Here is a 25,436-nt window from a genome sequence, read left to right as displayed (position 1 = left end):
AGACTGATCAGCATTCCAAAACGGAATTGCGACCATGGAATTCAAACAACTGCGCAGCTTCATCGAAGTGGTGCACCGCGGGGGCTTCACCCAAGCGGCGCAAACCCTGCACATCAGCCAGTCGGCGGTGAGCAAGCAAGTGGCTCAGCTGGAGCAAGATGTAGGCCAGCCGCTGCTTGAGCGGCAGGCCTCACAGCTGCACCTGACCGCCGCCGGGCGCATCGTGCTAGAGCGCGGCGAAGCGTTGTTGCGCCAGCGCCAGGCATTGCTCAGCGAACTGGATGACCTCGGCCAGATGGCACGCGGCGAATTGCGGCTGGGCTTGCCGATACTAGGCAGTGACGCCTTGTTCGCCGGCCTGTTCGCTGAATACCGGCGACGCTACCCCAACATCTCGATTCAATTGCTCGAAGGCGGCAGCCGCAGCGTCGAGCAGGCGGTGCGCAACGGCGAGCTGGAGCTCGGTGGCAGCCTGACGCCCAGTGACGAAGCCTTCGCGTTCCAGCCATTTTGCAACGAGCCACTCGATGCCCTGCTGCCGGCCGGGCATGCGCTGGCTGGGGAGGCTGGCGTGCATTTGCGGCAACTGGCCGATACGCCTTTTCTGCTGTATCAGCGCAGCTTCGTGCTTAATGACCGGCTGCTCAAGGCCTGCCAACAGCAGGGCTTTACCCCGAAAGAAGGTGGGCGCAGTGGCCAGGCGGACTTCCTGGTGGCGTTGGTGGCAGCCGGCCAAGGCGTGGTGTTGCTGCCCCGTGTTGTGGCAAAGGCGCTGGAGCGCCCTGGGGTGGTGCGCTTGGCGCTGCAGTCGCCGGAGGACCTGCGTTGGGATATCGCATTCATCTGGCGGCGGGGGGCGTACCTGTCACGGGCGGCGCAGGCGTGGCTGGCGTTGTTGCGTGAGCGTGAGGTGCAGCGCTGAAGCGGTAGGAGCGGCCTTGCGCCGCTCCTACAGGCGTCAGGCCTTCAGCGCCTGGGCAAATTCTGCCAACCACGGTTCGGCATCGGCTTCCGGGGTCACCGTTTCGCTGGCATCCAGGCGCAGCATCGGCTGCACTTCACGTACCCCCAACTCAGCGAACAACTCACGCATCTGCTCGCCGCCACCGCAATAGGTATCGCCATAACTGGCGTCGCCCAACGCAATCACCGCACCCGGCAGGCCACGCCAGGCGGCGGGCAAGGTGTCGCGAAGGGTGCTGTACAGCGGCATGAGGTTGTCCGGCAGCTCGCCCATGCCGGTGGTCGAAGTCACCGCCAGAAAAGCCTGCGGGGCAAAACCTTCAAGGTCCTGCAGGGTGGCACGTACAGCATGCCAGGCCTCAAAACCTGCGGCCTTGAGCAACGATTCGGCATGACGGGCGACTTCTTCGGCGGTGCCGTACACCGACCCGGAAATAATGGCGACTTTCATCGGGAAGAGGATTCCGAAACAGAGTGAAAACGTAGGATACTAGCATTCAACGCTGGCAAAAGGCCGCCTCTACCTAAGTACCAGCCCCCCTGCCTCTTCGCCCAATGGCCCGAACATGATCAACGCGCAACTGCTGCAATCCATGGTCGATGCGTCCAACGACGGGATCGTGGTCGCTGAACAGGAAGGCGAAGACACCATCCTGATCTACGTGAACGCTGCCTTCGAACGCCTGACCGGCTACACCCGTGACGACATTCTTTATCAGGATTGCCGCTTCCTGCAGGGCAGCGACCGCGACCAGCTCGGCCGTGCGCGCATTCGCAAAGCCTTGGCCGAAGGCCGGCCATGCCGAGAGGTGCTGCGCAACTACCGCAAAGACGGCAGCGCGTTCTGGAACGAGTTGTCGATCACACCGGTTAAGAGTGACGCCGACCAACGCACCTACTTCATCGGTATCCAGAAGGACGTCAGCCGCCAGGTCGAGCTGGAACGCGAACTGGCCGAAATGTGCGCACGTCCGAAAAACGACCTACGCTCCTGAACCAAACGCGCTACGCACGGTCAATCCCGTTGAAGAAATCGCCACCTCCGAGTTCGATCATGCAAGCAGATGCGCTCCTGACCCAGGACGAGCTGGATTTCATACAGAACATGCAGCATTCGCCACAGCTGAACCTGGCTGACTCGATGTCCAGCCTGCTGGTCAATGGCGACCGTCGGATCCAGACCTTGCTCACCCGTTTGGTGGCCAACGAGCAGGTCACCTTGCAGGCGCAGTTCAACAACCAGCAGATCAGCTTTCCGCTGCAACTGGTGGAAGACGAGTTCCATGCCCTGCACCTGCAGCTGGGCTCACCGGAAATCTACGAAGACGGCCCTATGCTGCGCCCATGGCGCTTGTCCATGGACCAGCCAAGCGCGTTACTGGATACACACGATCAACCGAGCGGCCTGTGGGTTCGCGAAATTTCGTTCAAGGGCGCGCTGGTCGAGATCCGCGACCTGGCGCAAGCACCTGCACGTTTCGAGTTGCATTTCGCACCGGCCGGCATTGCCCCCATCGAGCTGCACGGGGTGCTGCGCCGACGCATTGGCCCTGACCTTGCGGCCTACGATTTAAGCCGCAGCCCGGTCGAAGAAATCGAGCGCCTGCGCGGCTATATCCTGCAAGCCCATCGTCAGGCGCACCCAGAGCTGCACAGTCAGGTGTCGAGCTGACCGGCCAGAAACTGCCGCAAACGCTGACGCATCACGCTGCTCTCTGCCCCCAGGCAGGCCACCGGGCTGCCTGCCAGGCTGTCCTGGGCCAGCTCGGCCACTTCACCGGCAAGCAATAACGGGCATTCAAGGCCAACCACCAAGCGCTCGAGGCGTTTGCTCAATTCCACGGTCGGCGCCTGATTGGAGAACAACACCAAGGCATCAGGCTTGAGTCGCTCGCAGATCAACGTCAGCTCCTGCAGGGGTTGCCCAGGCGCCAACAAACTCACCCCCACCTCGTCACTGCCCAGCAACAAGGCGGTTACCAGCAGCTCCAGTTCGTGACACGGCCCCGGCAATGGCGCCAGCAACACCGTGCGGCTGCGGGCCATGCGCGCCAGTTGAAGACGCACGAACACTCGCCCGCGCAAGAACTGATCCAGAAACAGCCAGGCGCTGGCCTGCCCAAACGCCCGCGGACCGTAACCACCCTGGCCTGCTGCCAGGTCGTGCCACACCGGCATGAAGATGTCGCCGAACACTTGATCCAGGGTATGGCCAGCGAACACCTGATCGAACAAACGGTGAAGGCTCGCGCTGTCGAAGCGCTGCACCGCCTCCAGAATCTGCTGCTGCCAGGCCAGGCGCACGTCCATCAAGTCGCTGCTTCGCTGCACCTGCGCCTGGCACCGCACCAGGATGCTGCCCACCTTGCTCACCGCCACGCCGCGCTCCAGCCAGCCCAGGATGCTGCGGATATCGTCGATATCAGCCTGGGAGTACAGACGATGACCACTGTCGGTGCGGGTTGGCTGAATGAGGCCGTAGCGACGCTCCCAGGCGCGCAAGGTGACCGGGTTCACGCCTGTCAGTCGGGAGACCTCCCGAATCGGGAACAGCTCCTGATGTTCCAGGCCCGCATCGAATTCCGACGTACGTCCCTGTTTGTTCATCTGCACTGAGTACCCTGTGTGCCGAAGTGGAACCTGCATGTTACTACGACAGCATAGGCCGCCGGTTAACAACCGTTTGCCAGCCAACACTTGCCGAACACTGCAATATCGCGATAATTCGCGCCCGATTCTTGCATGCACGCTGGCGTCGCCCACCACCCCGGGCGACGCAGCCAAGGGGCCAGCTACCCGCCAGCCCCGTCGCCAGGAGATACACGATGTCTACCCCACCCGTCACCTTGATGGTGTCGCGCCGCGCCGCCCACGGCCGCTACCAGGACCTGCTTACCTGGCTCCATGAAGGCGAGCAACTGGCCACCGACTTCCCCGGCTACCTCGGCTCCGGCATCCTGGCACCACCCCGTGACAGCGATGAATTCCAGATCATCTTCCGCTTCAGCGACGAACCTACCCTGCACGCCTGGGAGCATTCCGCTTCGCGCAAGGCCTGGCTGCAACGCGGCAACGGGCTGTTCGAGCGCCCCAAAGAGGCGCGTGTCAGTGGTATCGATGACTGGTTTGGCACCCATACGGTGCAAAAACCGCCGCGCTGGAAGCAGGCCGTCGCCATTTGGCTGGCCTTCTTCCCCGTGTCGTTGCTGTTCAACCTGTTGTTCGGCCATTGGCTGGCAGGCCTCGACCTGGTACCCCGCGTGATGCTCAGTACCCTGGCCCTGACGCCAGTGATGGTCTACCTGTTCATCCCCCTCTCCACCCGCTTGCTGGCCGGCTGGCTGAACCCTGCCGCGCCCACCCCTGCAGCGCTGCGCAGCCGCTGAGGGCTGGTCTACAAGAGGGAAACAGTTCGGGTATGCTGGGCGGCAACGAAAGGACAGACAAGTTGACCGCCCCGAACATGAACAGCCCAATTCTCGTTACCGGAGCCAGCCAGCGCGTCGGGCTGGCCCTTGCCCTCGACCTGGCCCAAGCCGGCCATACCGTGATCAGTGCCAGCCGCAGCCTCCAGCCGCAGTCCGCACACCCCAATATCGTGCAGTTCCAGGCTGACCTGTGCCTGGCCGCCGACCGCCAGGCGCTTATCGACTACCTGCAAGGCAACTATGACGGCTTGCGCGCGATCATTCACAACGCATCGCTGTGGCTCGACGATGGCCTGGCCAACCTCGACACCATGTTCCGCCTGCACGTCGAAGCGCCCTACCATCTCAACCTGGCCCTGGGCGAGATGCTCGGCAAGGCCGGCAGCGTGGGCAAGGCCGACATCATCCACATCTGCGACGAAACCTCTTCGCGGGGCAGCAAGAGCCACATCGGCTACGCCGCCACCAAAGCCGCGCTGCAGAACATGGTGCTGTCGTTCGCCGAAAAATATGCGCCCAAGGTGCACGTCAACGGTATCCTGCCTGGGCTGCTGATCCTCAAGGAAGGGGGCGATGAAGCCTACCGCCAGCAGACCTTGAAAAAGGCCCTGCTGGAATTCGAACCCGGCGCCGGCCCGCTGATCGAGACGGTCAAATACCTGCTCGAAAGCCAGTACAGTACCGGTAGCCAGGTGGTCATCAACGGTGGCCGCCACCTGAAGAATCGCATGACCTGAGAGAAGCCCATGACCCCGCAACAACAGCTCGAACTCGAAGCCGCCGCGTTCCGGCGCCTGGTCGAACACCTGCAGAAACGCACCGACGTGCAGAACATCGACCTGATGAACCTGTCCGGTTTCTGCCGTAACTGCCTGTCCAAGTGGTACAAGGCCGCGGCCGACGAGCGTCAGGTCGACCTGAGCCTGGATGACGCCCGCGAAACGGTGTACGGCATGCCCTACGCCGAGTGGAAAGCCCAACACCAGAAAGAAGCCAGCGCCGAACAACAAGCGGCGTTCGAAAAAGGAAAACCTCGTGACTGATCTGAACACCCTGCGCGCCAGCCTGGCCAGCGGCGAACACGTCTTTGCCGACACCTTGGCCTTTATCGCCGCCCACTACAGCTACCAGCCGCAGGCCTTCAACAACGGCGGTGTGGAAAACGCCGCTGGGCAGAACGAAGGCTCGTGCAAGACCCTGGGCCTGGCCCTGCTGGAAGGTTTGAGCGATAAAGAGGCCCTGCTGGCCTTTGGTGAGCATTATCGCGATGTCGTGGCCACGCCAGAGGGCAGTGACCACGGCAATATCCGGGCGCTGATCGAGCATGGTTTGGCGGGTGTGAAATTTACCGCGCAGCCGCTTTCGCGCAAGGCTTGAGATTGCTGGGGCCGCTGTGCGGCCCTTTCGCAGGCAAGCCAGCTCCTACAGGGGCAGCACAGGCATCAGGTATTGCGCAGGCCCTGTGAGGGCCAATCAGCTGATGATCTGCCCCGGCCTGTTCGGCAGCAACTCACCGCACTGCAGCCACGCCAGCGCAATCGGCCACAAGCGCTCGCGGAAGCGGTCATGGAAAAACGCGAAATGGCCTATCTTCTCGACCGAGATATCCACAGGCGCAATGCGCAGGTGCTGGCGCTCGGCCCCCTGCAAATACCCTAGCAACCGCTCTGTCGCCGCCACGGTGCCGAATGGGTCATCGGTGAGGCTGATCGCCAGCGTCGCCGCCCGGACGTGCGCAAACGGCACCTTCTCCAAGCTGCGCCCGCTTGGCCGGTGCTCGTAGCGTGGCGTACGGGTTGTCCAGTCGTGCACCACGCCCGCCGGTGTGTCTTCCATCCAGCCCAGGCGCTTGCCGGGGAAGTAGCCGAAGGCGTGGGTCAGCAAGGGCATCACCACATGCCATTTGCCGAACAGGCGCCAGCGCTGATCCGCCGCATAATCGCGCCAGTAGGCGAACTGCGCGCCCACCATCACCACCCGCCTGACCCGGCCAGCAGACGGCGCCAGCCCCACTGCGCAACCGCCAAAGCTGTGCCCCACCACATCGATGGGCTGGCCGGGGAATGCCTGTTCGGCGTGCGTCAGCATGGCTTCGAAGTCCAACTGCCCCCAGTCGCTCCAGGACGCCTGAAAACCACGCAGTGTTGGCGGCCGAGATTCGCCGATGCCGCGGTAATCGTAGGTGAGCACATCGCAGCCCTGGGCGAACAGGTAGTCGGCAAAACGCGCGTAGTAGCGGCAACGCACCGAAGTGGCGGCGTTGATGATCACCAGCGGGCGCTGGGGATTGGCCTGGGCGTGGCGCCAGCAGAAGCCGCCGAGGCTGTAGCCGTCGGCTGCGGTGTGGCGAAAGGCGGTGGCGGGTTGGGTGAGGCTGCTCATGGCGCACATCCTGTTGTTGTGCGCCAACGCTAGCAAAAAAATCGGGGGCTGTGCCGGCCTCTTCGCGGGGCAAGCCCGCTCCCACAGGTCTCCACGGCTCTTTGGCTCAGTGGATATCCTGTGGGAGCGGGCTTGCCCCGCGAAGAGGCCGGTACAGCCCCCGACTTTTTTCAGCCTTGCTTACAGCTCGATGCAGTCGAACTGTACGTCGGTAGCCACGTCTTCGTCGTAGTTGACGTCAGCGCGCTCGAAGCCGAACAGGTTGAGGAACTGCTTCTTGTAACCGGCGTAGTCGGTCAGCTCGAACAGGTTCTCGGTGGTGACTTGCGGCCACAGCGCCTTGCAGGCGGTCTGTACGTCGTCACGCAGTTCCCAGTCGTCCAGGCGCAGGCGGCCTTTCTCGTCGACCTCAGCCGGAGCGCCATCGGCGCGGTACAGGCGATCACGGTACATGCGGTCCAGTTGGTCCTGGGTACCTTCGTGGACGCCTTTCTCCTGCATGATCTTGAAGACCATCGACAGGTACAGCGGCATCACCGGAATGGCCGAGCTGGCTTGGGTGACCACCGACTTCAGCACGGCCACGTTGGCGCCGCCTTTGACTTCGCCGGCCAGTTTCTGGTCCAGGCGCAGTGCGGTGTCGTCCAGGTCCTGCTTGGCCTGGCCCAGCGCGCCGTGCCAGTAGATCGGCCAGGTGATGTCGCTGCCGATGTAGCTGAAGGCCACGGTGCGGGCGCCTTTGGCCAGCACGTCGGCACCGGCCAGGGCATCGATCCACAGCTGCCAGTCCTGGCCACCCATGACGGTGACGGTGTCAGCGATTTCCTGCTCGGTAGCCGGCTCGATGCTGGCCTCGATGATAGTGTCCTTGTTGGTGTCGATGGCGGTCGACTTGTACGGCTGGCCAATTGGCTTGAGCGCCGAACGGATCACTTCACCGGTCTGCGGCAGCTTGCGCACCGGGGACGCCAGGGAGTAGATGACCAGGTCGACTTTGCCGCCCATTTCGTTCTTGATCAGCTCGATGACCTTGGCACGGGCCTCATCGGAGAAGGCGTCACCGTTGATCGACTTGCTGTACAGGCCCTCGGCCTTGGCGAACTTGTCGAACGCGGCAGAGTTGTACCAGCCAGCGGTACCGGCCTTGGTCTCGGTACCTGGTTTTTCGAAGAACACGCCCAGGGTGTCGGCCTTGAAGCCGAACGCTGCGGTAATGCGCGCTGCCAGGCCGTAGCCGCTGGAAGCACCGATCACCAGGACCTTCTTCGGGCCATCCTCGCGCACGCCCAGCTTGCGGGTGGCTTCGATCTGGTCACGGACGTTGAGCTCGCAGCCCTTCGGGTGGGTCGTGGTGCAGATGAAACCGCGGACCTTAGGATGAATGATGGCCAATGTCTGTACCTCGTCAGGTTTATGCCAGGGAAGCGCCGCCACGGGCGATTCCGATTGATCAGAGGGTGAGACTACCCCCGCAGGTTATCGGACACATCTTACGGGGTGTTTGAGGGGATTCAAAACGGCGCTTGCTCCGTCAACTGGCCTTGCAACCACTGCAAAAACCGCTGCGCCAATGGATCATCCTGGCTGTCGCGGTGCACCAGGCAGGCCCACGCTGGCCCCCGCACCTGCTGTGGCGATAGCGCTTGCAAGCGCCCCTGCGCCACCGCCCGCCGGGCCAGCAGCTGGCTGACCAGCGCGATACCCAGCCCTTCACAGGCGGCATCCAACAGCAACCCCGGGTCGGAGAAGTTAAGCCCCTTGCCCTGCTGCCCCACGTCTTCACCGCCCTCCAGTTGCCAATGGCTCCAGTCCATTTCCCGCTCACCGTGCAAGGTAGTGCGTGCCGTCGAAGACACCAGAGAAGGGTGGCAGGCCGGGTACAACGTGTCCTGGTGCAACACGCTGAAACTGCATTCGGCCTGGGCGCTCAGGTCGTCGCGGATGGCAAGGTCGATGGTCTCGGTCGCCATGTCCGGCACCTCGAAACTGGTGAACAGCCACAGGTCGACCTCCGGGCAGCGCTGATGGAAGTCGGCCAGCCGCGGCAGCAGCCAGTGCCGGGCAAAGGCCGGGCTGGTGTTGACCACCAGCTGATTGGGCTTGCGGTACTGCTCAAGGCGACGGATGCCCACGGCCAGGTGCTGCAGCAGCGACTGGGTGGTACTGAGCAGATCGTGGCCGGCATCGGTCAGGCTCACGCTGCGCCCGCTGCGATGGAACAAGGGTTGTTCCAGGTAGGTTTCCAGGCTGCGGATTTGCTGGCTGATCGCCGACTGAGTGAGGTTGAGGGCCTCGGCAGCCTTGTGGAAGCTGCCAAGCCGCGCAGCGGCCTCGAAGCCTCTGAGGGCATTGAGGGGTGGCCAGTGTTTGAGCATGATCGATAAGCCTTGCTAATCAGATGTGCGCTAAATCTATCGTTTGTCGCTGAACGTTCCTAGCCATAGCATGGCAACCAACACCCGCGACGGCGGGCTTCGTTGATAAAAATCCTTAATAGATCGGAGTTCTCTATGGACCTGTCCCTCGACAGCGGCTGGCGCATGCCCGCCGAATGGGCCCGCCACGCAGCCACCTGGATGATCTGGCCGCACAACCAAGCGCTGTGGGAAAGCGGCTGGCACGTACGCCTGGCCGATGTGCAGCAGGATTACGCCCGTGTGGCCGCCGCCATCGCCCGCTTCGAACCGGTAAAAATGGTGGTCGACCCGTCTGCCGTTGAAAGCGCCCGTGCCCTGTGCGGCGCCAACATCGAGCTGATCGAGCTGACCGTCGACGACAGCTGGTGCCGTGACAGCGGCCCAAGCTTCATCTGCCATCCGCAGCACGGCCTGGCCGGCCTGAGCTGGCGCTTCAACGCCTGGGGCGGCAAGTCGCAACACGGCCGCGACCGCAGCCTGGGCCGGCGCATGCTCGATCACCTGGGGCTCGATGGCTTCAGCACTGCGCTGTGCAATGAGGGCGGTGCCATTCATGTGGACGGCGAAGGCACCCTGATCACCACCGAATCGGTGCTGCTCAACCCCAACCGCAACCCCGGCATCAGCAAGGCCGAATTCGAAGCCTGCTTTGCCCGCTACCTGGGCATTCGCAAAACCATCTGGCTGCCTGGCGACCCGCAGTACGTCACCGGTGACATGACCGACGGCCATGTCGATGGCGTGTGCGCCTTCGCTCGCCCCGGCGTGCTGCTGGTCGACGCCACCCATGAGCAAAGTTCGGTGTATGCCGAAGTGGCGCGGGAAAACCGCCGCGCCCTGGCGCTTGCCACCGACGCGCAAGGCCGGCCTTTCGAGCTGCTCGACCTTTACGAAGCCAGCGCTGCGGTCGACCAGGACGCTGAAGTGTTCTGCGCGTCCTACACCAATTTCTACATTGCCAACGGCGCAATCATCATGCCGGCCTACGGCATCCCTGCCGACCAGGAGGCTGCCGCGCAACTGGCCGTTGCCTTCCCCGGCCGCGAGATCGTACCGGTACGCATCGACCACATCGCCCACGGCGGCGGCGGCATCCACTGCATCACCCAGCAGCAACCCGAGGTGCGACCATGAGCCTGCTGCGCATCGCCACCACCCAGATGCCATGCACCTGGGACCTGCCCGCCAACCTCGACCGCGCCGAACAGCTGGTGCGCCAGGCCGCTGCCAAAGGCGCCCAGGTGATTCTGCTGCAAGAGCTGTTCGCCACCCCGTACTTCTGCATCGAGCAGGACCACCGGCACCTGGCATTGGCCCAGCCCTACCCCGACAGCCCGATCCTGCAGCGCTTCGCCGCGCTGGCCAGAGAGCTGGGCGTGGTGTTGCCATTGAGTTGGTACGAACGGGCCGGCAATGCCTTTTTCAACGCGCTGACCGTGACCGATGCCGACGGCCGCCTGCTCGGGGTTTACCGCAAGACGCATATTCCCAATGCCATCGGCTATCAGGAGAAAGAGTACTTCAGCCCTGGCGATACCGGTTTCAAGGTCTGGGATACCGCGTTCGGCCGGCTGGGCATCGGTATCTGCTGGGACCAGTGGTTCCCCGAAACGGCCCGCTGCCTGGCCCTGCTGGGCGCCGAAGTGCTGCTGTTCCCCACCGCCATCGGCTCCGAGCCCGGCGCCGCCGAGCTGGACTCGCGCGATCATTGGCAAATCGCCATGCGCGGGCATGCCGCCGCCAACCTGCTGCCGGTGGTCGCGGCCAACCGCGTGGGCCGCGAAGTGGCCGGCAGCGATGACACCCTGGCGATGCAGTTTTATGGCTCATCGTTTATCTGCGACCACAAGGGCGCATTGCTCGCCGAAGCCGACCGCGACAGCAGCGGTATCTGGCTGCACGACCTGGACCTTGGGCGCATGCGCGAAGACCGCCTGACCTGGGGCATCTACCGCGACCGCCGCCCGGACATGTACGCGCCGTTGCTGACCCTGGACGGCCACCACCCCCCTGTTACGAGGGCCTGAACATGAAGCTGCTACCGCTGGCTGCACTTGCCCTGGCGCTCTGCGCCAGCCACGCCCAGGCTGAACAACCGACCCTGCGCCTGTACAACTGGGCCGATTATTTTGCCGAGGACACCCTCAAGCAATTCACCGCCGAAACGGGCATCCAGGTGATCTACGACGTCATGGACGGCAGCGAGGTGCTCGAAGCCAAGCTGATGTCCGGGCGCAGCGGTTATGACCTGGTGTTCCCCGGCGACACCGTGGCCGAGCGGCTGATGCGCGCCGGCAGCCTGCAGCCGCTCGACCCCAGCCGCCTCGAGGCCCTGGATGACATCGAGCCCGGCCTGCGCACGCTGCATGCCCGCTACCCCAAGGCCAGCCAGGCGACAGTGCCCTACACCTGGGGCACCATCGGCCTGACGGTGAATGCCGACAAGGTCCGCCAACGCCTGCCGAACGCGCCGCTGGACGACCTCGACCTGTTGCTGAAACCGGAGCTGGCGGCCAAGTTCGCCGACTGCGGCATCTCGATCATCGACTCGCAAGACGAAGTGCTTGCCGTGGTCCTCAACTACCTGGGCCGGGAGCCGCGCAGCGCCAAACGCGAAGACCTGGCCGCCGCCAGCGAGCTGCTCAAGGCCATCCGCCCCTATGTGCGCAAGTTCCAGTCGCAACCGGTGACCGAGCTGGTCAACGAAAACCTGTGCCTGTCACTGGGCTACAGCGGCGATGTGATCCAGGCCCAGCGCACGGCCGAGGCTGCGGGCAAGGCGATCGACTTCCAATACCGCGTGCCGCGCCAAGGCACCACGGTGTGGATGGACACCATGGCCATCCCCGCCGATGCCAAACACCCGGAATACGCCTATCGTTTCATCAACTTCGTCATGCGCCCGGCGAACATGGCGGCCATCAGCAACTTCACCGGCTACCCCACGGCCAGTGCCAAGGCGCGCCAGGCCGTCGAGCCACGCATGCGCGACAACCCCGACATCTACCTCGACGAAGCCACCTATGCCCGGCTGATACCCGGCCGGGACATTCCCCAAGCCGACATGCGTGCGCGCATGCGGGTGTGGACACGCTTCAAGACTGCACAGGACTGAACCATGCCACGTGGTGCCATGCCAAACCGTAGAACCTTCCTGCAACTGTCGCTGGCCGCAGGGCTGGGGGCCAGCCTCGGCCTGCCGCTGGGCCTGGCCCGCGCCGAGGCGCCGGAGCGCTGGTTCATGCCTGATGAGGGCGAGCCGCAGCAACGCGCCTTTATCGCCTTCGGCGCCCAGCCGGCGATCTGGGAAGACTTCACCTCCGACGTCCAGGCCGCTCTGGGCCGCATCGCCCAGGCCATTACACGCTACCAGCCGCTGACAGTGTTTTGCCGCCCCAGCGAACTGGCGCTGGCCAAGCAACACTGCGCCAGCCCCTACACCCAATTCGTGACCTGCGAGCTGGATGACATCTGGATGCGCGACATCGGCGCCAACTTCGTTGTCGACGATGACGGTGCTTTGGCCGCGGTCGATTTCAACTTCAACGGCTGGGGCAACAAGCAGCGCCACCGCAACGATGCCCTGCTGGCCAAACGCGTCGCCACGCTAGCCAAGGCCCACTACCAGCGCAGTGAACTGGTGGGTGAAGGTGGCGCCATCGAGGTCGATGGCCATGGCACCGGGATCATGACCGAAAGCAGCTGGGTAAACGCTAACCGTAACCCCGGCTGGAGCAAAGCCGAGGTGGAAGCCGAGCTCAGGGCGCGCCTGGGGTTGAGCACGATCATCTGGTTGCCGGGTATCGCCGGTGAGGACATCACCGACGGCCATGTGGATTTTTATGCGCGCTTCGTACGGCCAGGCGTGGTGATCGCCAACCTCGACAACGACCCTGAGTCTTACGACCATGCCGTGACCCGCAAGCACCTGGAGATTCTCAAACAGGCCACTGATGCCGAGGGCCGCCGACTGCAAGTCCACGTGGTCTCACCGCCGATGCGCGGCCGGCGCAACAGGTTCAGCAAGGGCAACCCGGACTTTGCGGCAGGCTATATCAACTACTTCGTCATCAACGGCGCGGTCATTGTGCCGCAGTTCGGTGATGCCCAGGCCGACGAGAAAGCGCGGGCGCTGCTGGCGTCGCTCTACCCGGACCGCGACATTGTGCAGTTGGACATCGATGCCATCGCGGCAGGGGGTGGCGGCATCCATTGCGTGACCCACCAGTGCCCGGCGGTGTAAGTGCTCGCGCAGCGCCAAGCACTCACTGGTCGTCCGGCAATCGACGCCTGCCGGTCAGCATCGACAAGGGCAGGTTCTCGCGCAGGCGCAGGCTTTCGACGATCGCCGCCAGCACGTGCACGCAGACTAATGCCAGCACCGCGTCGGCCAGGAAGCTGTGCAGGCTCATCGGCCAGTCGGCGCCCCACAGGGCGTCGACCTCCTGCGACGCCCACCCGGTCAGGCCCAGGCCCGCGATCCCGGTCAGCATCAACAGCATCACCAGGGCGCCAATCGGCGAATGCCCCAGGCGATGGTAAGGCTGCCCGCGTACCAGCGCCCGGGTGTGGGCGGCCAGGCGCGCCGGGGTCGGCCAAAAGTCGGCCCAGCGTGCGCTTTGCGGGCCGACAAAGCCCCAGACCAGGCGTAACACCACGCACGCCAGCCCGTAGTAGCCCAGCCACTGGTGCCAGTCGTCGCCCTCTTCATTGAAAAAATAATCCGCGAAAAACACCGTGGCCAACGACAGGTGGCACAGCCGCAGGAGGGGGTCCCACAGCTGCACCGTGGCATCAGCCTTCAATCTTCGTACTCGGTCTTGACTGCCTTGCCGCTGACCGGGTCATGGTAGATCTCGACCTTACGGCCATCCTTGTCGAAACCGTAGATTTCGTAGCAGTTGCCTTTGGTGACCTTGAACTTATTGATCTTGTAGCCCTGTTCCTTGAGCTGGGCCTGGAATTTTTCCGGGTCTTGCCACGTGCTTTTATCTGCTGTGGTGCATTGGGTGGCGGCGAATGCTGTGCTGCTGCCGATCAGGAGGGTGAGAGCGATCAGGATGCGCATGGACATGAGCTCCGTTACGTGGAGTGAAACAGCACGACATCCAGCTTAGACCCGGGGCCAGCGGCTTGCATAAGTGCAAGCGTGTCCGCGTCATTCATTTGTTTTCCAGATCAATCCAAAAGAAAAACAAACTTAACAAATCAACCAAACCCGCCGATGCTGACGGCATCCTGCCCTCGCGGCGCTCACCCTTGCACGGAGAACAACAACATGAACGACGTGGTCATCGTCGCCGCCACCCGTACCGCCATCGGCAGCTTCCAGGGCGCCTTGGCAACAGTGCCCGCCGTCGACCTCGGCGCCGCCGTAATCAAGCGCCTGCTGGAACAGACACAACTGGACCCAGCCCAGGTCGACGAGGTCATCCTCGGCCAGGTGCTTACCGCCGGCGCTGGCCAGAACCCGGCCCGCCAGGCCGCGATCAAGGCCGGCCTGCCCTTCAGCGTGCCCGCGCTGACGCTCAACAAGGTCTGCGGGTCGGGCCTCAAGGCCCTGCACCTGGCGGCCCAGGCCATCCGCTGCGGCGACGCCGAGGTGGTGATTGCCGGCGGCCAGGAAAACATGAGCCTGGCCCCCTACGTCATGCCTTCGGCGCGCACGGGCCAGCGCATGGGCCACGGCCAGCTGATCGACAGCATGATTACCGACGGCCTGTGGGATGCCTTCAACGACTACCACATGGGCATTACCGCCGAGAACCTTGTGGATAAGTACGGCCTCAGCCGTGAGCAGCAAGATGCCTTCGCCGCCGAGTCCCAGCGCAAGGCCGTGGCCGCGATCGAGGCGGGCCGTTTCAAGGACGAGATCACCCCCATCGTGATGCCGCAGAAAAAGGGTGAGCCCAAGGTCTTCGATCGTGACGAACAGCCTCGCCCGGACACCACCGCCGAATCGCTGGGCAAGTTGCGCGCAGCCTTCAAAAAGGACGGCAGCGTCACGGCTGGCAATGCTTCCAGCCTCAATGACGGCGCCGCCGCCGTGCTGCTGATGAGCGCCACCAAGGCCAAGGCCCTGGGCCTGCCGGTGCTGGCCAAGATCGCGGCCTATGCCAGTGCTGGCGTAGACCCGGCGATCATGGGCATTGGCCCGGTTTCGGCCACCCAGCGCTGCCTGGACAAAGCCGGCTGGCAGCTGGCGGACCTGGACCTGATCGAAGCCAACGAGGCCTTTGCCGCGCAGGCGCTGGCGGTGGGCAAGGCGCTGGAATGGGATGCGGCACGGGTGAACGTGAATGGTGGGGCGATTGCGCTTGGCCACCCGATTGGGGCATCGGGGTGCCGGGTGCTGGTGACCTTGCTGCACGAGATGATCAAGCGTGATGCGAAGAAAGGGCTGGCCACGTTGTGCATTGGTGGTGGCCAGGGGGTGGCGTTGGCGATCGAGCGCTGATCAGTCATTGATGCCGGCAGGCCCGGCCCCTTCGCGGGGCAAGCCCGCACAGGTTAACCACAGCTCTCAAGGTTTGTGCTTTTCCTGTGGCTCCCAAAGGTTAACCACAGCTCTCAAGGTTTGTGCTTTTCCTGTGGGAGCGGGCTTGCCCCGCGAAGAGGCCGGGCCTGCTTACTCAGAACCGCTCATCGGCAATGGCCGGCAAGGTCAACTCGCGCACATAACTTGCCGCCGACAGCTCTAACATCGTCCGCACCATCAGCACCACATCGTGCAGCGGAATCAACCCGCCCTCCCCCCGCGCCGCAGCGTCGGCAACTGGCACATTCAGGCCATCCTCGGTGTTCAGGTAACCCAAGTTCAGGCACGTCACACCCAGGCGCTGTTCGCGATACCCCTCACGCAAAGCCTCGGCAATCCCGCGCAGGGCGAACTTGGACGCAGCAAACGTCACTTCAGGGCGCCCGCTCTGCGGCAGACCTGAAGTGGAACCGGTAAGGATGATCCGTGGTTTCTCGCTTTCCAGCAGCATCGGCAGCAAGCGCTTGATCAGCAGGACAGTGGCCGTGATGTTGCAGTCGACCATGCGTTGCAGCTCTGGGTCGTGATCGTCCAGGAAGCTGTAGTGTTCTGAAAACGCCTCGGCCTCCCACAGCCCGAGGTTGTAGATGAGGGTATCCACGCCACCCTCGGCCAGCGCCTGGGCGACGGCCTCGACGGCGGCAGCCGGCTGACCGAGGTCGGCCGCAATCCACTGTACCTCGACCCCCTTGCCGACCACCACCCCTTCGGGGCGCGAGCGGGACACACCTATCAGCGTATCGCCCGGCTTGCCCAGCCCTTCCATGAAGGCCTTGCCCAGCCCCTTGCTGGCGCCGACTACCAGAACTCTCATCGCATCACTCCCTGTCGAGTACGTTTCGAGCCGGCATTATAAGCACCTCATCACACGGCAAGGAGGTGTTAGGCAGCCGCCACGTCAAAAGCCTCTGGCGCTTTGACGGCGTTGGCCAGCACGGCCACTTGCTGGCACTTCTGCACGGCCAGGCCCACCGAGCTGTGCAGCAGCGAGCAAGACGGCGCGACCCACAGGCGGTCACCCAGGCGTTCGGCGGCGTGCTGCAGGACGGTAACGGCTTTTTCCAGGTCGCCGGCCGTGTCGTCATAGCCGTTGACCAAGCCCAGCGACAGGACCTTGTAGGCGGGCAGGCGGTCGAGGATGGTGGGGTATTGGTCTGGGGCACGCACCAGGTCGATGTGCAGGCCATCGACTGGCAGGTTGGCCGCCAGGCCGAGGTTTTCTTCCAGGCCACCGAAGTAGGTGGTGATCAGTTTCTTCAGCGGTGCGCGCTGCAGGATGTTGTAGACGCGCTCGTAGGCGTTTTTCCAGTCCTGCGGCAGGTCGAGCACCAGGATCGGCTCGTCGATCTGTACCCACTCGACACCCTGCGCGGCCAGGCGATTGAAGATTTCGTCGTACAGCGGCAGCAGCCGATCGACCAGTTCCAGCTTGTCGAAGTCGGCGCCTTGGGTGGTGCCCAGCCACAGGTAGGTCAGCGGGCCGATCACCACGGGCTTGACCGCGTGGCCCAGGGCCTTGGCTTCTGCAACCTCTTCGAACAGCTGCTCCCAGTTCAGGGCGAACTGCTGATCGGCGCTGAACTCAGGTGCCAGGTAGTGAGCGTGGGTGTCGAACCACTGGGTCATTTCCTGGCCACGTGCCATGGCGAACAGGGTTTGCAGGGTTGGCTTGGCACCGTCGTGGCTGCGCAAACGCTCGGGCACAACGCCGAAGGTCAGCGAGTGGGTGAGCACCTGGTCGCACCAGGCGAAGTCGCCCACGGGCAGCAGGTCGATACCTGCGTCTTTCTGTTCCTGCCAGTGGGTGACACGCAGATCACGGCCTACCGCGCGCAGCCCGGCTTCATCGAGCTCACCGGTGCAGAAGGCTTCCTGGGCGTTTTTCAGTTCGCGATCGTGGCCGATGCGCGCCAAACCCAGGTTGTGTGCCAGTGCCATGTCTTGCCCCTCTGAACGCAAAAGTGAATGCGGGAATTTTCGGGGCAACCGAGCCTTGAGACAAACTCATTTAATTTAAGATGAAATCAAGATTTCCTCATGTTTATGTGAGGTCTGTAGGAGCAGCCTTGTGCTGCGAAGAGGCCCTTACGGCTAATACATCTCTACCCGGCATACGGGCCTCTTCGCAGCGCAAGGCTGCTCCTACACAGAAGTGCGCATGACTGGATTTGGCAGTCACTGAGTTTTACGTGCGCGCCTGGAGGATCACGAACTTCGCATTGAACATCGGGCCTGTAGGAGCAGCCTTGTGCTGCGAAGAGGCCCTTACGGCTAATACATCTCTACCCGGCATACGGGCCTCTTCGCAGCGCAAGGCTGCTCCTATACAGAAGCCCGCGAAAACACCGGTGCAGAGCACGGGGATGTCTTGTTCAGAGCAGCGCCCTACGCATGTGGACATGACCCTCTCGGCCATTTGCCGCACAATGCCACCCTGCCCCAATTCGGTGCCCGATCCATGAGCCTTCTGAAAACGGCGCTGCACGAAAAAACCTTCGTCTGCGTCATGGAGTTCGTCCCCAAGCCGTCGGCGGAACGCTTCGCCGCCATGCAAGCGATCATGGCCCGCGGGCACCTGTGTGGCTGGCCGATGACGGTGGCCATCGGTGATCGCGTCGGCAGCCCGCTGGACATGTCGCCCCTCGACGCCCTGGCCAGCTTCAGCTCGCCGGTGCCGGCCTTGCCGCACTTCTCGGGCAAGGACCGCGAACGCCACCACTTGCTCGCGCAACTGCAACGCATGGACGCCGATGGGCTGGACCAGTTGCTGCTGCTCACCGGCGACCGCCTGCCCGGCCACCAACCTGGGCAGCGCCCGGTGCGCTACCTGGAATCGGTGGCCGCCCTGCAGATCGCGCGCCAAGCCTGCCCGCACTGGCTGCTGGGTGCCGCCCTCAACCCGTTCAAGTACTGCGAGGAAGAAGGGGGGGCGCAGTACTTCAAAGCCGAGAAAAAACTCGCCGCAGGGGCCGATTTCCTGACCCTGCAACTGGGCTTCGATGCCAGCAAGCATCAGGAAGCCCAGGCGTGGATGAACCGTCAGCCCAACCCGAAACCTTTGCTGGCGTGCCTGATGAGCCTTACCCACGGGCGCGCCGCCATGCTCGATCACGTGGCAGGGGTGACGGTCAGCCCGTCCATGCGCGACATGCTCGAAGCCGAGGCCGCCGTGTCCAAGGCGTACGCACAGGCGCGCAGCGTCGACCGCCTGGCCCTGCAGGTCATCGGTGTGAAGTTGATGGGTTATGCCGGTGTGCACCTGTCGAGCATTCACGAACTCAAGCAGTTGCTGGCCCTGGAACAGCGCCTCGAATATTGGCAAGCGCAGCTCCATTCGCTGGAGCAATGGGCGCCCGCCTGGGCTGCCAGCTGGCAGGTGCACGGCCTGCCCGCCGTGGTCTTCCATCCCCCAGCAGCGAGCTGGCGCCAGGGCGAGTCGAAAGTCAGCGCGTCGAGCACAGAAAAAGCGCGCTACCACCTGCTGCACGCCTTCCATGCCCTGCTGTTCAGCCGCAACAACTGGCTGAGCAAGGCATTCGGCTGGGCCGTTCGCCAACCGCTGTGGGCCTCGGCCTCGGGCGCCCGCGTGCTGCACGGGGTGGAACGTGCGGTGAAACGCCCATTGCTGGGCTGCGACACCTGCGGCCGCTGCCGCCTCGAAGACACCCTCTACATCTGCCCGGAAACCTGCCCCAAAGGCCTGGCCAACGGCCCCTGCGGCGGTACCTCGCTGAACCGCTGCGAATTCGGCGACCGCGAGTGCATCCACAGTGTCAAATACCGCACCGCCAAGGCCGTGCGGCAGACTGCCGTGCTGACTGAGCGCCTGATCCCGTGCATCGAGGTGCACACCCGCCACCGCAGTTCATGGCCGGCCTGGTTCGCGGCTCAGGCACCTCAGCGGCTCAAGGCTTGCTCAAAGCCTCGAGCCCAGCCCGAATCGTAGCCTCGGGCAGTTCGTCGGCAATGAACACCATCACGCTTTCGCGTGCCTCGCCTGCTGCCCACTCGGCATCCCAGTCGAAGCCGTACAGTTTCAGCACGCCCTGAAACACCAGGCGACGGTCTTCGCCGGCAATGTTCAGCACGCCCTTGTAACGCAGCAACTGCTTACCATGGGTTTCCAGCAGTTCGTTCATGAAGTCGCTGAGCCGGTCGATGTCCAGCGGCGTGTCGGTACGCAGCACCAGGGTGGAGATGCGGTCCGGGGTGGCCGGTTTGAGCACCGGGCGCAGGGTGGGTTTAAGGCTGGCGCCCAAGTCGGTATTGAGGTTGAAACCGCGCACATCGAGCAGCTCGGCCAAATCGATGCGCCCGTGCTCGACCACACGCACAGCGGCACGGCCGTTGATGCGCGACAGCCGCTCACGCAGGGCCTCCACCGCCGCCGGCTCGACCAGGTCAGTCTTGCTCAGCAACAGCCGGTCGGCAAAACCGACCTGGGCCTGGGCGATGGCCTGGGTCAGGTGCAGCTCGGCATGGGCGGCATCGACCAAGGTGATGATGCCGTCGAGGATGTAGCGGTCACGCAGGTCCTCGTCGATGAAAAAGGTCTGCGCCACCGGTGCCGGGTCGGCAAGGCCGGTGCACTCGATCACCAGGCGGTCGAAGGCGATCTCGCCAGCGTCCAGGCGTTCCAGCAGCAGGTACAAGGCACGGGTCAGGTCGCCATGAATGCTGCAACACACGCAGCCGTTGGCCAGGGTCATGACTTGCACCGGCTCGTCACCCAGCAGTTGGCTGTCGATGCCGGCCTCGCTGAACTCGTTTTCGATCACGGCGATCTTCAGGCCGTGCTCGGCCTTGAGCATGTGCTTGAGCAAGGTGGTCTTGCCGGCACCCAGAAAGCCGGTCAGTACAGTGACGGGGATAGGCGTTTGCACGCGATGTACTCCTGAAGCTGAAAATGACTGTGGGAGCCCGGTTGCCCGGGCTCCCACAGGTTCACAGGTGTTGCAGGCTCAACAGCACTTGGGCCCGGACTTGCCACCGTAGCGCGCTTCCTGGCGTTCGCGGAAGAACGCCTCGTAGCTCATCACCGGTTTGTCCGGGTGCTTGTTCTGCATGTGTTCGACATAGTTGTCGTAGTCGGGCATGCCGACCATCAGGCGGGCTGCCTGCCCCAAGTACTTACCCAGTCGACCCAGGTCGTTGAACATAGCTGCAGTCCTCTCGTTTACGCGTCAGGCAGCGCCTGGAACGGGGTTTCCTTGTCGGTGCGTTCCTTGCGGCCGAGGGCGGCGTAGCCGACCTTGATGGCGAAGAACAGGATGCTGAAGACCACCAGCAGGAACAGAATCGTCAGGCCCGCGTTGGTGTAGGCGTTGAAGATCACGTGCTGCATCTGGCCGATGTCCTTGGCCGGGGCCAGTACCTGGCCAGCGTCCAGGGCGGTGCTGTACTTCTTGGCCAGGGCCAGGAAGCCCACGGCCGGGTTCGGGTCGAACAGCTTGATCAGGCCCGCAGCGGTGGTGCAAATCAGCAGCCACACAGCCGGCAGCAGGGTCACCCAGATGTAGCGCTGGCGCTTCATCTTGATCAGCACCACGGTACCCAGCATCAAGGCGATACCGGCCAGCATCTGGTTGGAGATACCGAACAGCGGCCACAAGGTGTTGATGCCACCCAGCGGGTCGATCACGCCTTGGTACAGCAAGTAGCCCCAGAGTGCCACGCAACCGGCGGTGGCGAGCAGGTTGGCGCCCCACGATTCGGTGCGCTTAAGGGCTGGCACGAAGCTGCCCAGCAGGTCTTGCAGCATGAAGCGGCCGGCACGGGTACCGGCGTCCACGGCGGTCAGGATGAACAACGCTTCGAACAGGATCGCGAAGTGGTACCAGAAGGCCATGGTGTTTTCACCCGGCAGCACCTGGTGAAGGATCTGTGCGATACCCACCGCCAAGGTTGGCGCACCACCGGCACGGGCCAGGATGGTGTGCTCACCGATGTCGCGGGCGACCGCTTCGAGCTGCTCAGGGGTGATCAGGAAGCCCCAACTGCTGACCGTCTGCGCCACCGACGCCACGTCGGCACCGACCACGGCGGCCGGGCTGTTCATGGCGAAGTACACGCCCGGCTCGATCACCGAGGCGGCAACCATGGCCATGATGGCAACGAACGATTCCATCAGCATGCCGCCGTAGCCGATGTAACGGGCGTTGGTTTCGTTGTCCAGCAGCTTGGGCGTGGTGCCCGAAGAGATCAGCGCATGGAAGCCCGATACCGCACCACACGCAATGGTGATGAACAGGAACGGGAACAGGGTGCCCTTCCAGACCGGGCCGGTACCGTCGGTGAACTGGGTCAGGGCCGGCATTTTCAGCTCAGGCGCGATGATCAGGATACCGATGGCCAGGCCCACGATGGTGCCGATCTTGAGGAAGGTCGACAGGTAGTCACGCGGTGCCAGTACCAGCCAAACCGGCAGTACGGCAGCGACGAAGCCATAACCCACCAGCATCCAGGTGATCTGCACGCCGGTGAAGGTGAACGCCGGGCCCCAGACCGGGTCTGCAGCGATCACGCCGCCGAGCCAGATCGATGCCAGCAGCAGCACCACGCCGACCACCGAGATCTCGCCAATGCGGCCCGGGCGGATGTAGCGCATGTAGATGCCCATGAACATCGCGATCGGGATGGTCGCCATCACCGTGAACATGCCCCATGGGCTCTCGGCCAGGGCCTTGACCACGATCAGCGCCAGCACCGCGAGGATGATGATCATGATCAGGAAGCAGCCGAACAAGGCGATGGTGCCGGGGATGCGGCCCATTTCCTCGCGCACCATGTCGCCCAGCGAGCGGCCATTGCGGCGGGTGGACATGAACAGGACCATGAAGTCCTGCACCGCACCGGCCAGCACCACACCGGCGATCAGCCAGAGTGTGCCGGGCAGGTAGCCCATCTGCGCGGCGAGTACCGGGCCGACCAGCGGGCCGGCGCCAGCGATGGCGGCGAAGTGGTGGCCGAACAGGATGTGTTTGTTGGTCGGGACGTAGTCCAGGCCATCGTTGTTGAGCACCGCCGGCGTAGCGCGGCGAGGGTCGAGTTGCATCACCTTGGTGGCGATGAACAGGCTGTAGTAGCGATAGGCGACCAAGTAGATGGCCACTGCCGCGACCACGATCCACAAGGCGTTGATCGCCTCACCGCGACGCAGGGCAACCACACCCAGCGCGCAGGCCCCTATGACTGCCAGCGCCAGCCACGGAATATGGCGTAGCAGGCTATTATTGTTGTTCATGGTTTGCTTCCAGCTGGTGGATTGGAAAGACCGCCTATCGAGTCTAGGGCGAGTCATCGCGCATTGCCACACTTGCTTTGGTCTAGAGCCTCTGCGGCCAGATTGCGGTACCTGATGTACCTACCATACTCACTATAGTCAGGTTGTCACCCGGAGAGTCCCCCATGAGCGATCACGACGAACGCCGCCGTTTTCAACGCATCGAGTTCGATGCAACGACCGAATTGCGCCAAGGCCTGCAGCGCTGGCCGACGAAGTTGCTGGACGTTTCACTCAAAGGCCTGCTGGTGGAACGGCCGGCGAACTGGGAAGCGGACTTGACGCAGGACTTCGAGGCAATTATCCACCTCGACCCTTCCACCCGGGTAGAGATGCAAGTGGAACTGCGCCACGAAGAACCCACCCGTCTGGGCTTCGTTTGCCTCTACATCGACATCGATTCAATGAGCCATTTGCACCGTCTTGTGGAATTGAACGTGGCCGACAGCACCGAAATGATGCGTGAGCTGCGTGAACTCATCGAATAATGGGATCTTTTAGCTAGCTAACATCCTCCCCACCCCGTGTTTCCTGTCTACCCAGACAGCTTTAAGCCTGGGTAGCAGTGCTTTGTACACACCCCTCTAGTACAGCCTCTGTCGACTTGGTACGCGTTCTGCATTGGGCTCTAGCACACCTTGCGAGCCTGCTTGTTCGCGCTCCGATCAAAATATTGTATACAATTGTTGTGGCAATCATTTGTAGGAAGTGTCTACAGTAGCGGCACAACAATAAACGCAGAGAGCCTGCTCCATGACTACGTCCCCTAGCACGTCTCCCGCCAAGCGCCCCGAGGATGAAAACCTCGGCCTTGGGGCCAACTTGGCCTATGGTCTGCAGCATGTGTTGACCATGTATGGAGGGATTGTCGCGGTACCCCTGATTCTGGGGCAGGCCGCAGGCCTGAACGGTGCCGAGATCGGCATGCTGATCGCCGCCTCGTTGTTTGCCGGTGGCCTGGCCACCTTGCTGCAGACGCTGGGCCTGCCGTTCTTCGGTTGTCAGCTGCCGCTGGTGCAGGGCGTGTCGTTCGCTGGCGTGGCAACCATGGGCGCGATTCTCAGCAGCGAGGGCGGCGGTGGCCTGCCAGGTGTGCTGGGCGCGGTCATGGCGGCCTCGTTCATCGGCTTCCTGATTACCCCCGTGTTTTCGCGCATTACCAAGTTCTTCCCGCCGCTGGTGACCGGCATCGTCATCACCACCATCGGCCTGACCCTGATGCCAGTGGCCGCACGCTGGGTGATGGGCGGCAACAGCGCCTCGCCGGAGTTCGGCAGCATGGCCAACATCGGCCTGGCGGCGCTGACCTTCGCCATCGTCCTGCTGCTGAGCAAGCTGGGCAGCGCGACCATCTCTCGTCTGTCGATTCTGCTGGCCATGGTGGTGGGTACCCTGATCGCCTGGGCGCTGGGCATGACCGATTTCAGCAAGGTCACCCAAGGCCCGATGTTCGCCTTCCCCACGCCGTTCCATTTCGGCATGCCGGAATTCCACATCGCCGCGATCCTGTCGATGTGCATCGTGATCATGGTGACCCTGGTGGAAACCTCGGCCGACATCCTTGCGGTGGGCGACATCATTGAAACCAAGGTCGACTCCAAGCGCCTGGGCAATGGCCTGCGTGCCGACATGGCGTCGAGCATCCTGGCGCCGATCTTCGGCTCGTTCACCCAGAGTGCCTTCGCCCAGAACGTCGGCCTGGTGGCCGTGACCGGGGTCAAGAGCCGTTATGTGGTGGCCACCGGTGGCGTGATTCTGGTGGTGCTCGGCCTGCTGCCGATCATGGGCCGGGTGATTGCCGCGGTACCCACCCCGGTACTGGGTGGCGCGGGCATCGTGCTGTTCGGCACCGTGGCGGCCAGCGGCATCCGGACCCTGTCCAAGGTCAGCTACAAGAACAACGTCAACCTGATCATCGTCGCCGCGTCGCTGGGCTTCGGCATGATCCCGATTGCCGCACCGACCTTCTACCACCACTTCCCGAACTGGTTCGAGACCATCTTCCACTCCGGCATCAGCTCGGCGGCGATCATGGCCATCCTGCTGAACCTGATCTTCAACCACTTCACAGCCGGTAATTCGGACCAGCAGTCGGTGTTCGCTGCGGCCTACGAGCGCACCATCCAGTATTCGGACATCTCCGCACTGCGCGATGGCGACTACTTCAAGGATGGCAAGCTGTTCGATGCGGAGGGTAATGAAGTGCCGATGATGGAGCTGGACGAGCATGGCAACGAGGCGCCCAGGCGCAGTGCGGTTGCCGAGCATTGACCGCTGATTGAGCGGTTACGCGGGGGAGCCGATGCGCATCGTCGGCTCCCCTTTTTGTTTGCTGCACCGGCCTCTTCGCGGGGCAAGCCCGCTCCCACAGGGTGTACTTGCCCATAGATCCCCCAAGGGTTGTATTGGTGTCCAACTTCTTGGGG

26 protein-coding genes and 1 pseudogene are annotated in these 25,436 nt (G+C 63.3%); 15 read left to right on the top strand and 12 right to left on the bottom strand.

Annotated features, from left to right (window positions below; translation table 11 throughout):
- Positions 1-34 precede the first annotated feature (34 nt).
- Entirely contained in the window at positions 35-922 is an 888-nt protein-coding gene (locus AC5PZ0_RS03985) for a LysR family transcriptional regulator (RefSeq protein WP_493854409.1), read from the top strand.
- Positions 923-958: 36 nt separating this feature from the next.
- Here the strand turns inward: AC5PZ0_RS03985 and AC5PZ0_RS03980 are convergent, their stop codons facing one another.
- Positions 959-1,414 (bottom strand): flavodoxin, encoded by a 456-nt coding sequence (locus AC5PZ0_RS03980; protein ID WP_099430420.1) that lies wholly within the window; start codon positions 1,412-1,414, stop codon positions 959-961.
- A gap of 115 nt (positions 1,415-1,529) precedes the next feature.
- Here AC5PZ0_RS03980 and AC5PZ0_RS03975 point away from each other — a divergent pair, with 115 nt between their 5' ends.
- Together AC5PZ0_RS03975 and AC5PZ0_RS03970 are read left to right on the top strand one after the other, a co-directional pair.
- Positions 1,530-1,958: a PAS domain S-box protein gene (locus AC5PZ0_RS03975; RefSeq protein ID WP_027595254.1), complete on the top strand. Its 429-nt coding sequence runs from the start codon at positions 1,530-1,532 to the stop codon at positions 1,956-1,958.
- Between the two features lie 59 nt (positions 1,959-2,017).
- Complete coding sequence (locus AC5PZ0_RS03970) at positions 2,018-2,635, top strand: hypothetical protein (RefSeq protein WP_027595253.1); 618 nt, start codon at positions 2,018-2,020, stop codon at positions 2,633-2,635.
- Here AC5PZ0_RS03970 and AC5PZ0_RS03965 read toward each other — a convergent pair.
- Positions 2,620-3,570, bottom strand: coding sequence for a MerR family transcriptional regulator (locus tag AC5PZ0_RS03965; RefSeq protein ID WP_493854408.1), 951 nt, complete (start codon positions 3,568-3,570; stop codon positions 2,620-2,622). The two genes, AC5PZ0_RS03970 and AC5PZ0_RS03965, sit on opposite strands and share 16 nt — an antisense overlap.
- Positions 3,571-3,788: 218 nt before the next feature.
- On the opposite strand from AC5PZ0_RS03965, the gene AC5PZ0_RS03960 reads away from it, so the two are divergent.
- From AC5PZ0_RS03960 to AC5PZ0_RS03945, 4 genes are read left to right on the top strand one after another with little or no spacing between them, the layout of a single operon-like run.
- On the top strand, positions 3,789-4,349 hold the full coding sequence (locus tag AC5PZ0_RS03960) for a putative antibiotic biosynthesis monooxygenase (protein ID WP_027595251.1): 561 nt from the start codon (positions 3,789-3,791) through the stop codon (positions 4,347-4,349).
- A gap of 32 nt (positions 4,350-4,381) precedes the next feature.
- The gene (gene folM / locus AC5PZ0_RS03955; protein WP_099430423.1) at positions 4,382-5,128 is read left to right on the top strand and encodes a dihydromonapterin reductase; all 747 of its coding nucleotides are present in this window, start codon (positions 4,382-4,384) and stop codon (positions 5,126-5,128) included.
- A 9-nt stretch (positions 5,129-5,137) separates the two neighbouring features.
- Complete coding sequence (locus tag AC5PZ0_RS03950; protein WP_493854407.1) at positions 5,138-5,434, top strand: DUF1244 domain-containing protein; 297 nt, start codon at positions 5,138-5,140, stop codon at positions 5,432-5,434.
- Positions 5,427-5,768: a HopJ type III effector protein gene (locus AC5PZ0_RS03945; protein WP_493854406.1), complete on the top strand. Its 342-nt coding sequence runs from the start codon at positions 5,427-5,429 to the stop codon at positions 5,766-5,768. Before AC5PZ0_RS03950 ends, AC5PZ0_RS03945 begins: the two co-directional genes overlap by 8 nt.
- Positions 5,769-5,864: 96 nt before the next feature.
- Here AC5PZ0_RS03945 and AC5PZ0_RS03940 read toward each other — a convergent pair whose 3' ends face one another.
- The 3 genes from AC5PZ0_RS03940 to AC5PZ0_RS03930 all read right to left on the bottom strand — a co-directional run bounded on the left by AC5PZ0_RS03940 (position 5,865) and on the right by AC5PZ0_RS03930 (position 9,148).
- Complete coding sequence (locus AC5PZ0_RS03940; protein ID WP_493854405.1) at positions 5,865-6,773, bottom strand: alpha/beta hydrolase family protein; 909 nt, start codon at positions 6,771-6,773, stop codon at positions 5,865-5,867.
- A gap of 180 nt (positions 6,774-6,953) precedes the next feature.
- A complete protein-coding gene (fabV, locus tag AC5PZ0_RS03935) occupies positions 6,954-8,165 on the bottom strand; it encodes an enoyl-ACP reductase FabV (protein WP_493854404.1) in 1,212 nt (403 codons plus the stop codon).
- A 119-nt stretch (positions 8,166-8,284) separates the two neighbouring features.
- A complete protein-coding gene (locus AC5PZ0_RS03930) occupies positions 8,285-9,148 on the bottom strand; it encodes a LysR family transcriptional regulator (protein WP_099430426.1) in 864 nt (287 codons plus the stop codon).
- Between the two features lie 135 nt (positions 9,149-9,283).
- On the opposite strand from AC5PZ0_RS03930, the gene AC5PZ0_RS03925 reads away from it, so the two are divergent.
- From AC5PZ0_RS03925 to AC5PZ0_RS03910, 4 genes are read left to right on the top strand one after another with little or no spacing between them, the layout of a single operon-like run.
- On the top strand, positions 9,284-10,324 hold the full coding sequence (locus tag AC5PZ0_RS03925) for an agmatine deiminase family protein (RefSeq protein ID WP_099430427.1): 1,041 nt from the start codon (positions 9,284-9,286) through the stop codon (positions 10,322-10,324).
- Positions 10,321-11,217, top strand: coding sequence for an N-carbamoylputrescine amidase (gene aguB, locus AC5PZ0_RS03920; RefSeq protein WP_493854403.1), 897 nt, complete (start codon positions 10,321-10,323; stop codon positions 11,215-11,217). The genes AC5PZ0_RS03925 and aguB overlap by 4 nt, the downstream gene beginning before the upstream one ends.
- A gap of 2 nt (positions 11,218-11,219) precedes the next feature.
- The gene (locus AC5PZ0_RS03915) at positions 11,220-12,305 is read left to right on the top strand and encodes an extracellular solute-binding protein (protein ID WP_493854402.1); all 1,086 of its coding nucleotides are present in this window, start codon (positions 11,220-11,222) and stop codon (positions 12,303-12,305) included.
- 18 nt (positions 12,306-12,323) lie between these two features.
- On the top strand, positions 12,324-13,433 hold the full coding sequence (locus AC5PZ0_RS03910; protein ID WP_493854401.1) for an agmatine deiminase family protein: 1,110 nt from the start codon (positions 12,324-12,326) through the stop codon (positions 13,431-13,433).
- Positions 13,434-13,455: 22 nt separating this feature from the next.
- Here AC5PZ0_RS03910 and AC5PZ0_RS03905 read toward each other — a convergent pair whose 3' ends face one another.
- Positions 13,456-13,995 carry a cytochrome b/b6 domain-containing protein gene (locus AC5PZ0_RS03905; RefSeq protein ID WP_493854400.1) on the bottom strand — a complete coding sequence of 180 codons (540 nt, stop codon included), beginning with the start codon at positions 13,993-13,995 and terminating at the stop codon, positions 13,456-13,458.
- Positions 13,992-14,258, bottom strand: coding sequence for a PepSY domain-containing protein (locus tag AC5PZ0_RS03900; RefSeq protein ID WP_099430430.1), 267 nt, complete (start codon positions 14,256-14,258; stop codon positions 13,992-13,994). The genes AC5PZ0_RS03905 and AC5PZ0_RS03900 overlap by 4 nt, the downstream gene beginning before the upstream one ends.
- 210 nt (positions 14,259-14,468) lie before the next feature.
- Here AC5PZ0_RS03900 and AC5PZ0_RS03895 point away from each other — a divergent pair, with 210 nt between their 5' ends.
- Positions 14,469-15,647: an acetyl-CoA C-acetyltransferase gene (locus AC5PZ0_RS03895; protein WP_493854399.1), complete on the top strand. Its 1,179-nt coding sequence runs from the start codon at positions 14,469-14,471 to the stop codon at positions 15,645-15,647.
- Between the two features lie 175 nt (positions 15,648-15,822).
- On the opposite strand, the gene AC5PZ0_RS03890 is transcribed toward AC5PZ0_RS03895, so the two are convergent.
- Positions 15,823-16,542, bottom strand: coding sequence for an SDR family NAD(P)-dependent oxidoreductase (locus AC5PZ0_RS03890; protein ID WP_027595237.1), 720 nt, complete (start codon positions 16,540-16,542; stop codon positions 15,823-15,825).
- 71 nt (positions 16,543-16,613) lie between these two features.
- Positions 16,614-17,666: pseudogene (locus AC5PZ0_RS03885) on the bottom strand (5-methyltetrahydropteroyltriglutamate--homocysteine S-methyltransferase); the annotation flags it as partial.
- Between the two features lie 520 nt (positions 17,667-18,186).
- Between AC5PZ0_RS03885 and AC5PZ0_RS03880 the strand changes: the two are divergent.
- The gene (locus AC5PZ0_RS03880; protein ID WP_493854398.1) at positions 18,187-19,674 is read left to right on the top strand and encodes a methylenetetrahydrofolate reductase C-terminal domain-containing protein; all 1,488 of its coding nucleotides are present in this window, start codon (positions 18,187-18,189) and stop codon (positions 19,672-19,674) included.
- Here AC5PZ0_RS03880 and yjiA read toward each other — a convergent pair.
- The 3 genes from yjiA to AC5PZ0_RS03865 all read right to left on the bottom strand — a co-directional run bounded on the left by yjiA (position 19,634) and on the right by AC5PZ0_RS03865 (position 22,971).
- Positions 19,634-20,611 (bottom strand): GTPase, encoded by a 978-nt coding sequence (gene yjiA, locus AC5PZ0_RS03875; protein WP_493854397.1) that lies wholly within the window; start codon positions 20,609-20,611, stop codon positions 19,634-19,636. The genes AC5PZ0_RS03880 and yjiA overlap by 41 nt on opposite strands.
- A 78-nt stretch (positions 20,612-20,689) precedes the next feature.
- A complete protein-coding gene (locus AC5PZ0_RS03870; protein WP_027595234.1) occupies positions 20,690-20,887 on the bottom strand; it encodes a YbdD/YjiX family protein in 198 nt (65 codons plus the stop codon).
- A gap of 17 nt (positions 20,888-20,904) precedes the next feature.
- Positions 20,905-22,971 (bottom strand): carbon starvation CstA family protein, encoded by a 2,067-nt coding sequence (locus AC5PZ0_RS03865; RefSeq protein ID WP_012274172.1) that lies wholly within the window; start codon positions 22,969-22,971, stop codon positions 20,905-20,907.
- A 164-nt stretch (positions 22,972-23,135) separates the two neighbouring features.
- Here AC5PZ0_RS03865 and AC5PZ0_RS03860 point away from each other — a divergent pair, with 164 nt between their 5' ends.
- Positions 23,136-23,498, top strand: a complete 363-nt coding sequence (locus tag AC5PZ0_RS03860) for a PilZ domain-containing protein (RefSeq protein ID WP_493854396.1) — start codon at positions 23,136-23,138, stop codon at positions 23,496-23,498.
- 265 nt (positions 23,499-23,763) lie between these two features.
- The gene (locus tag AC5PZ0_RS03855; RefSeq protein WP_099430435.1) at positions 23,764-25,281 is read left to right on the top strand and encodes a nucleobase:cation symporter-2 family protein; all 1,518 of its coding nucleotides are present in this window, start codon (positions 23,764-23,766) and stop codon (positions 25,279-25,281) included.
- The last annotated feature ends 155 nt before the right edge of the window (positions 25,282-25,436 follow it).

The organism is Pseudomonas sp. 5.2 (assembly GCF_059025405.1).
The sequence above is the reverse complement of the archived record's forward strand: the minus strand, read 5'-3'. Positions and strand labels throughout refer to the sequence as shown.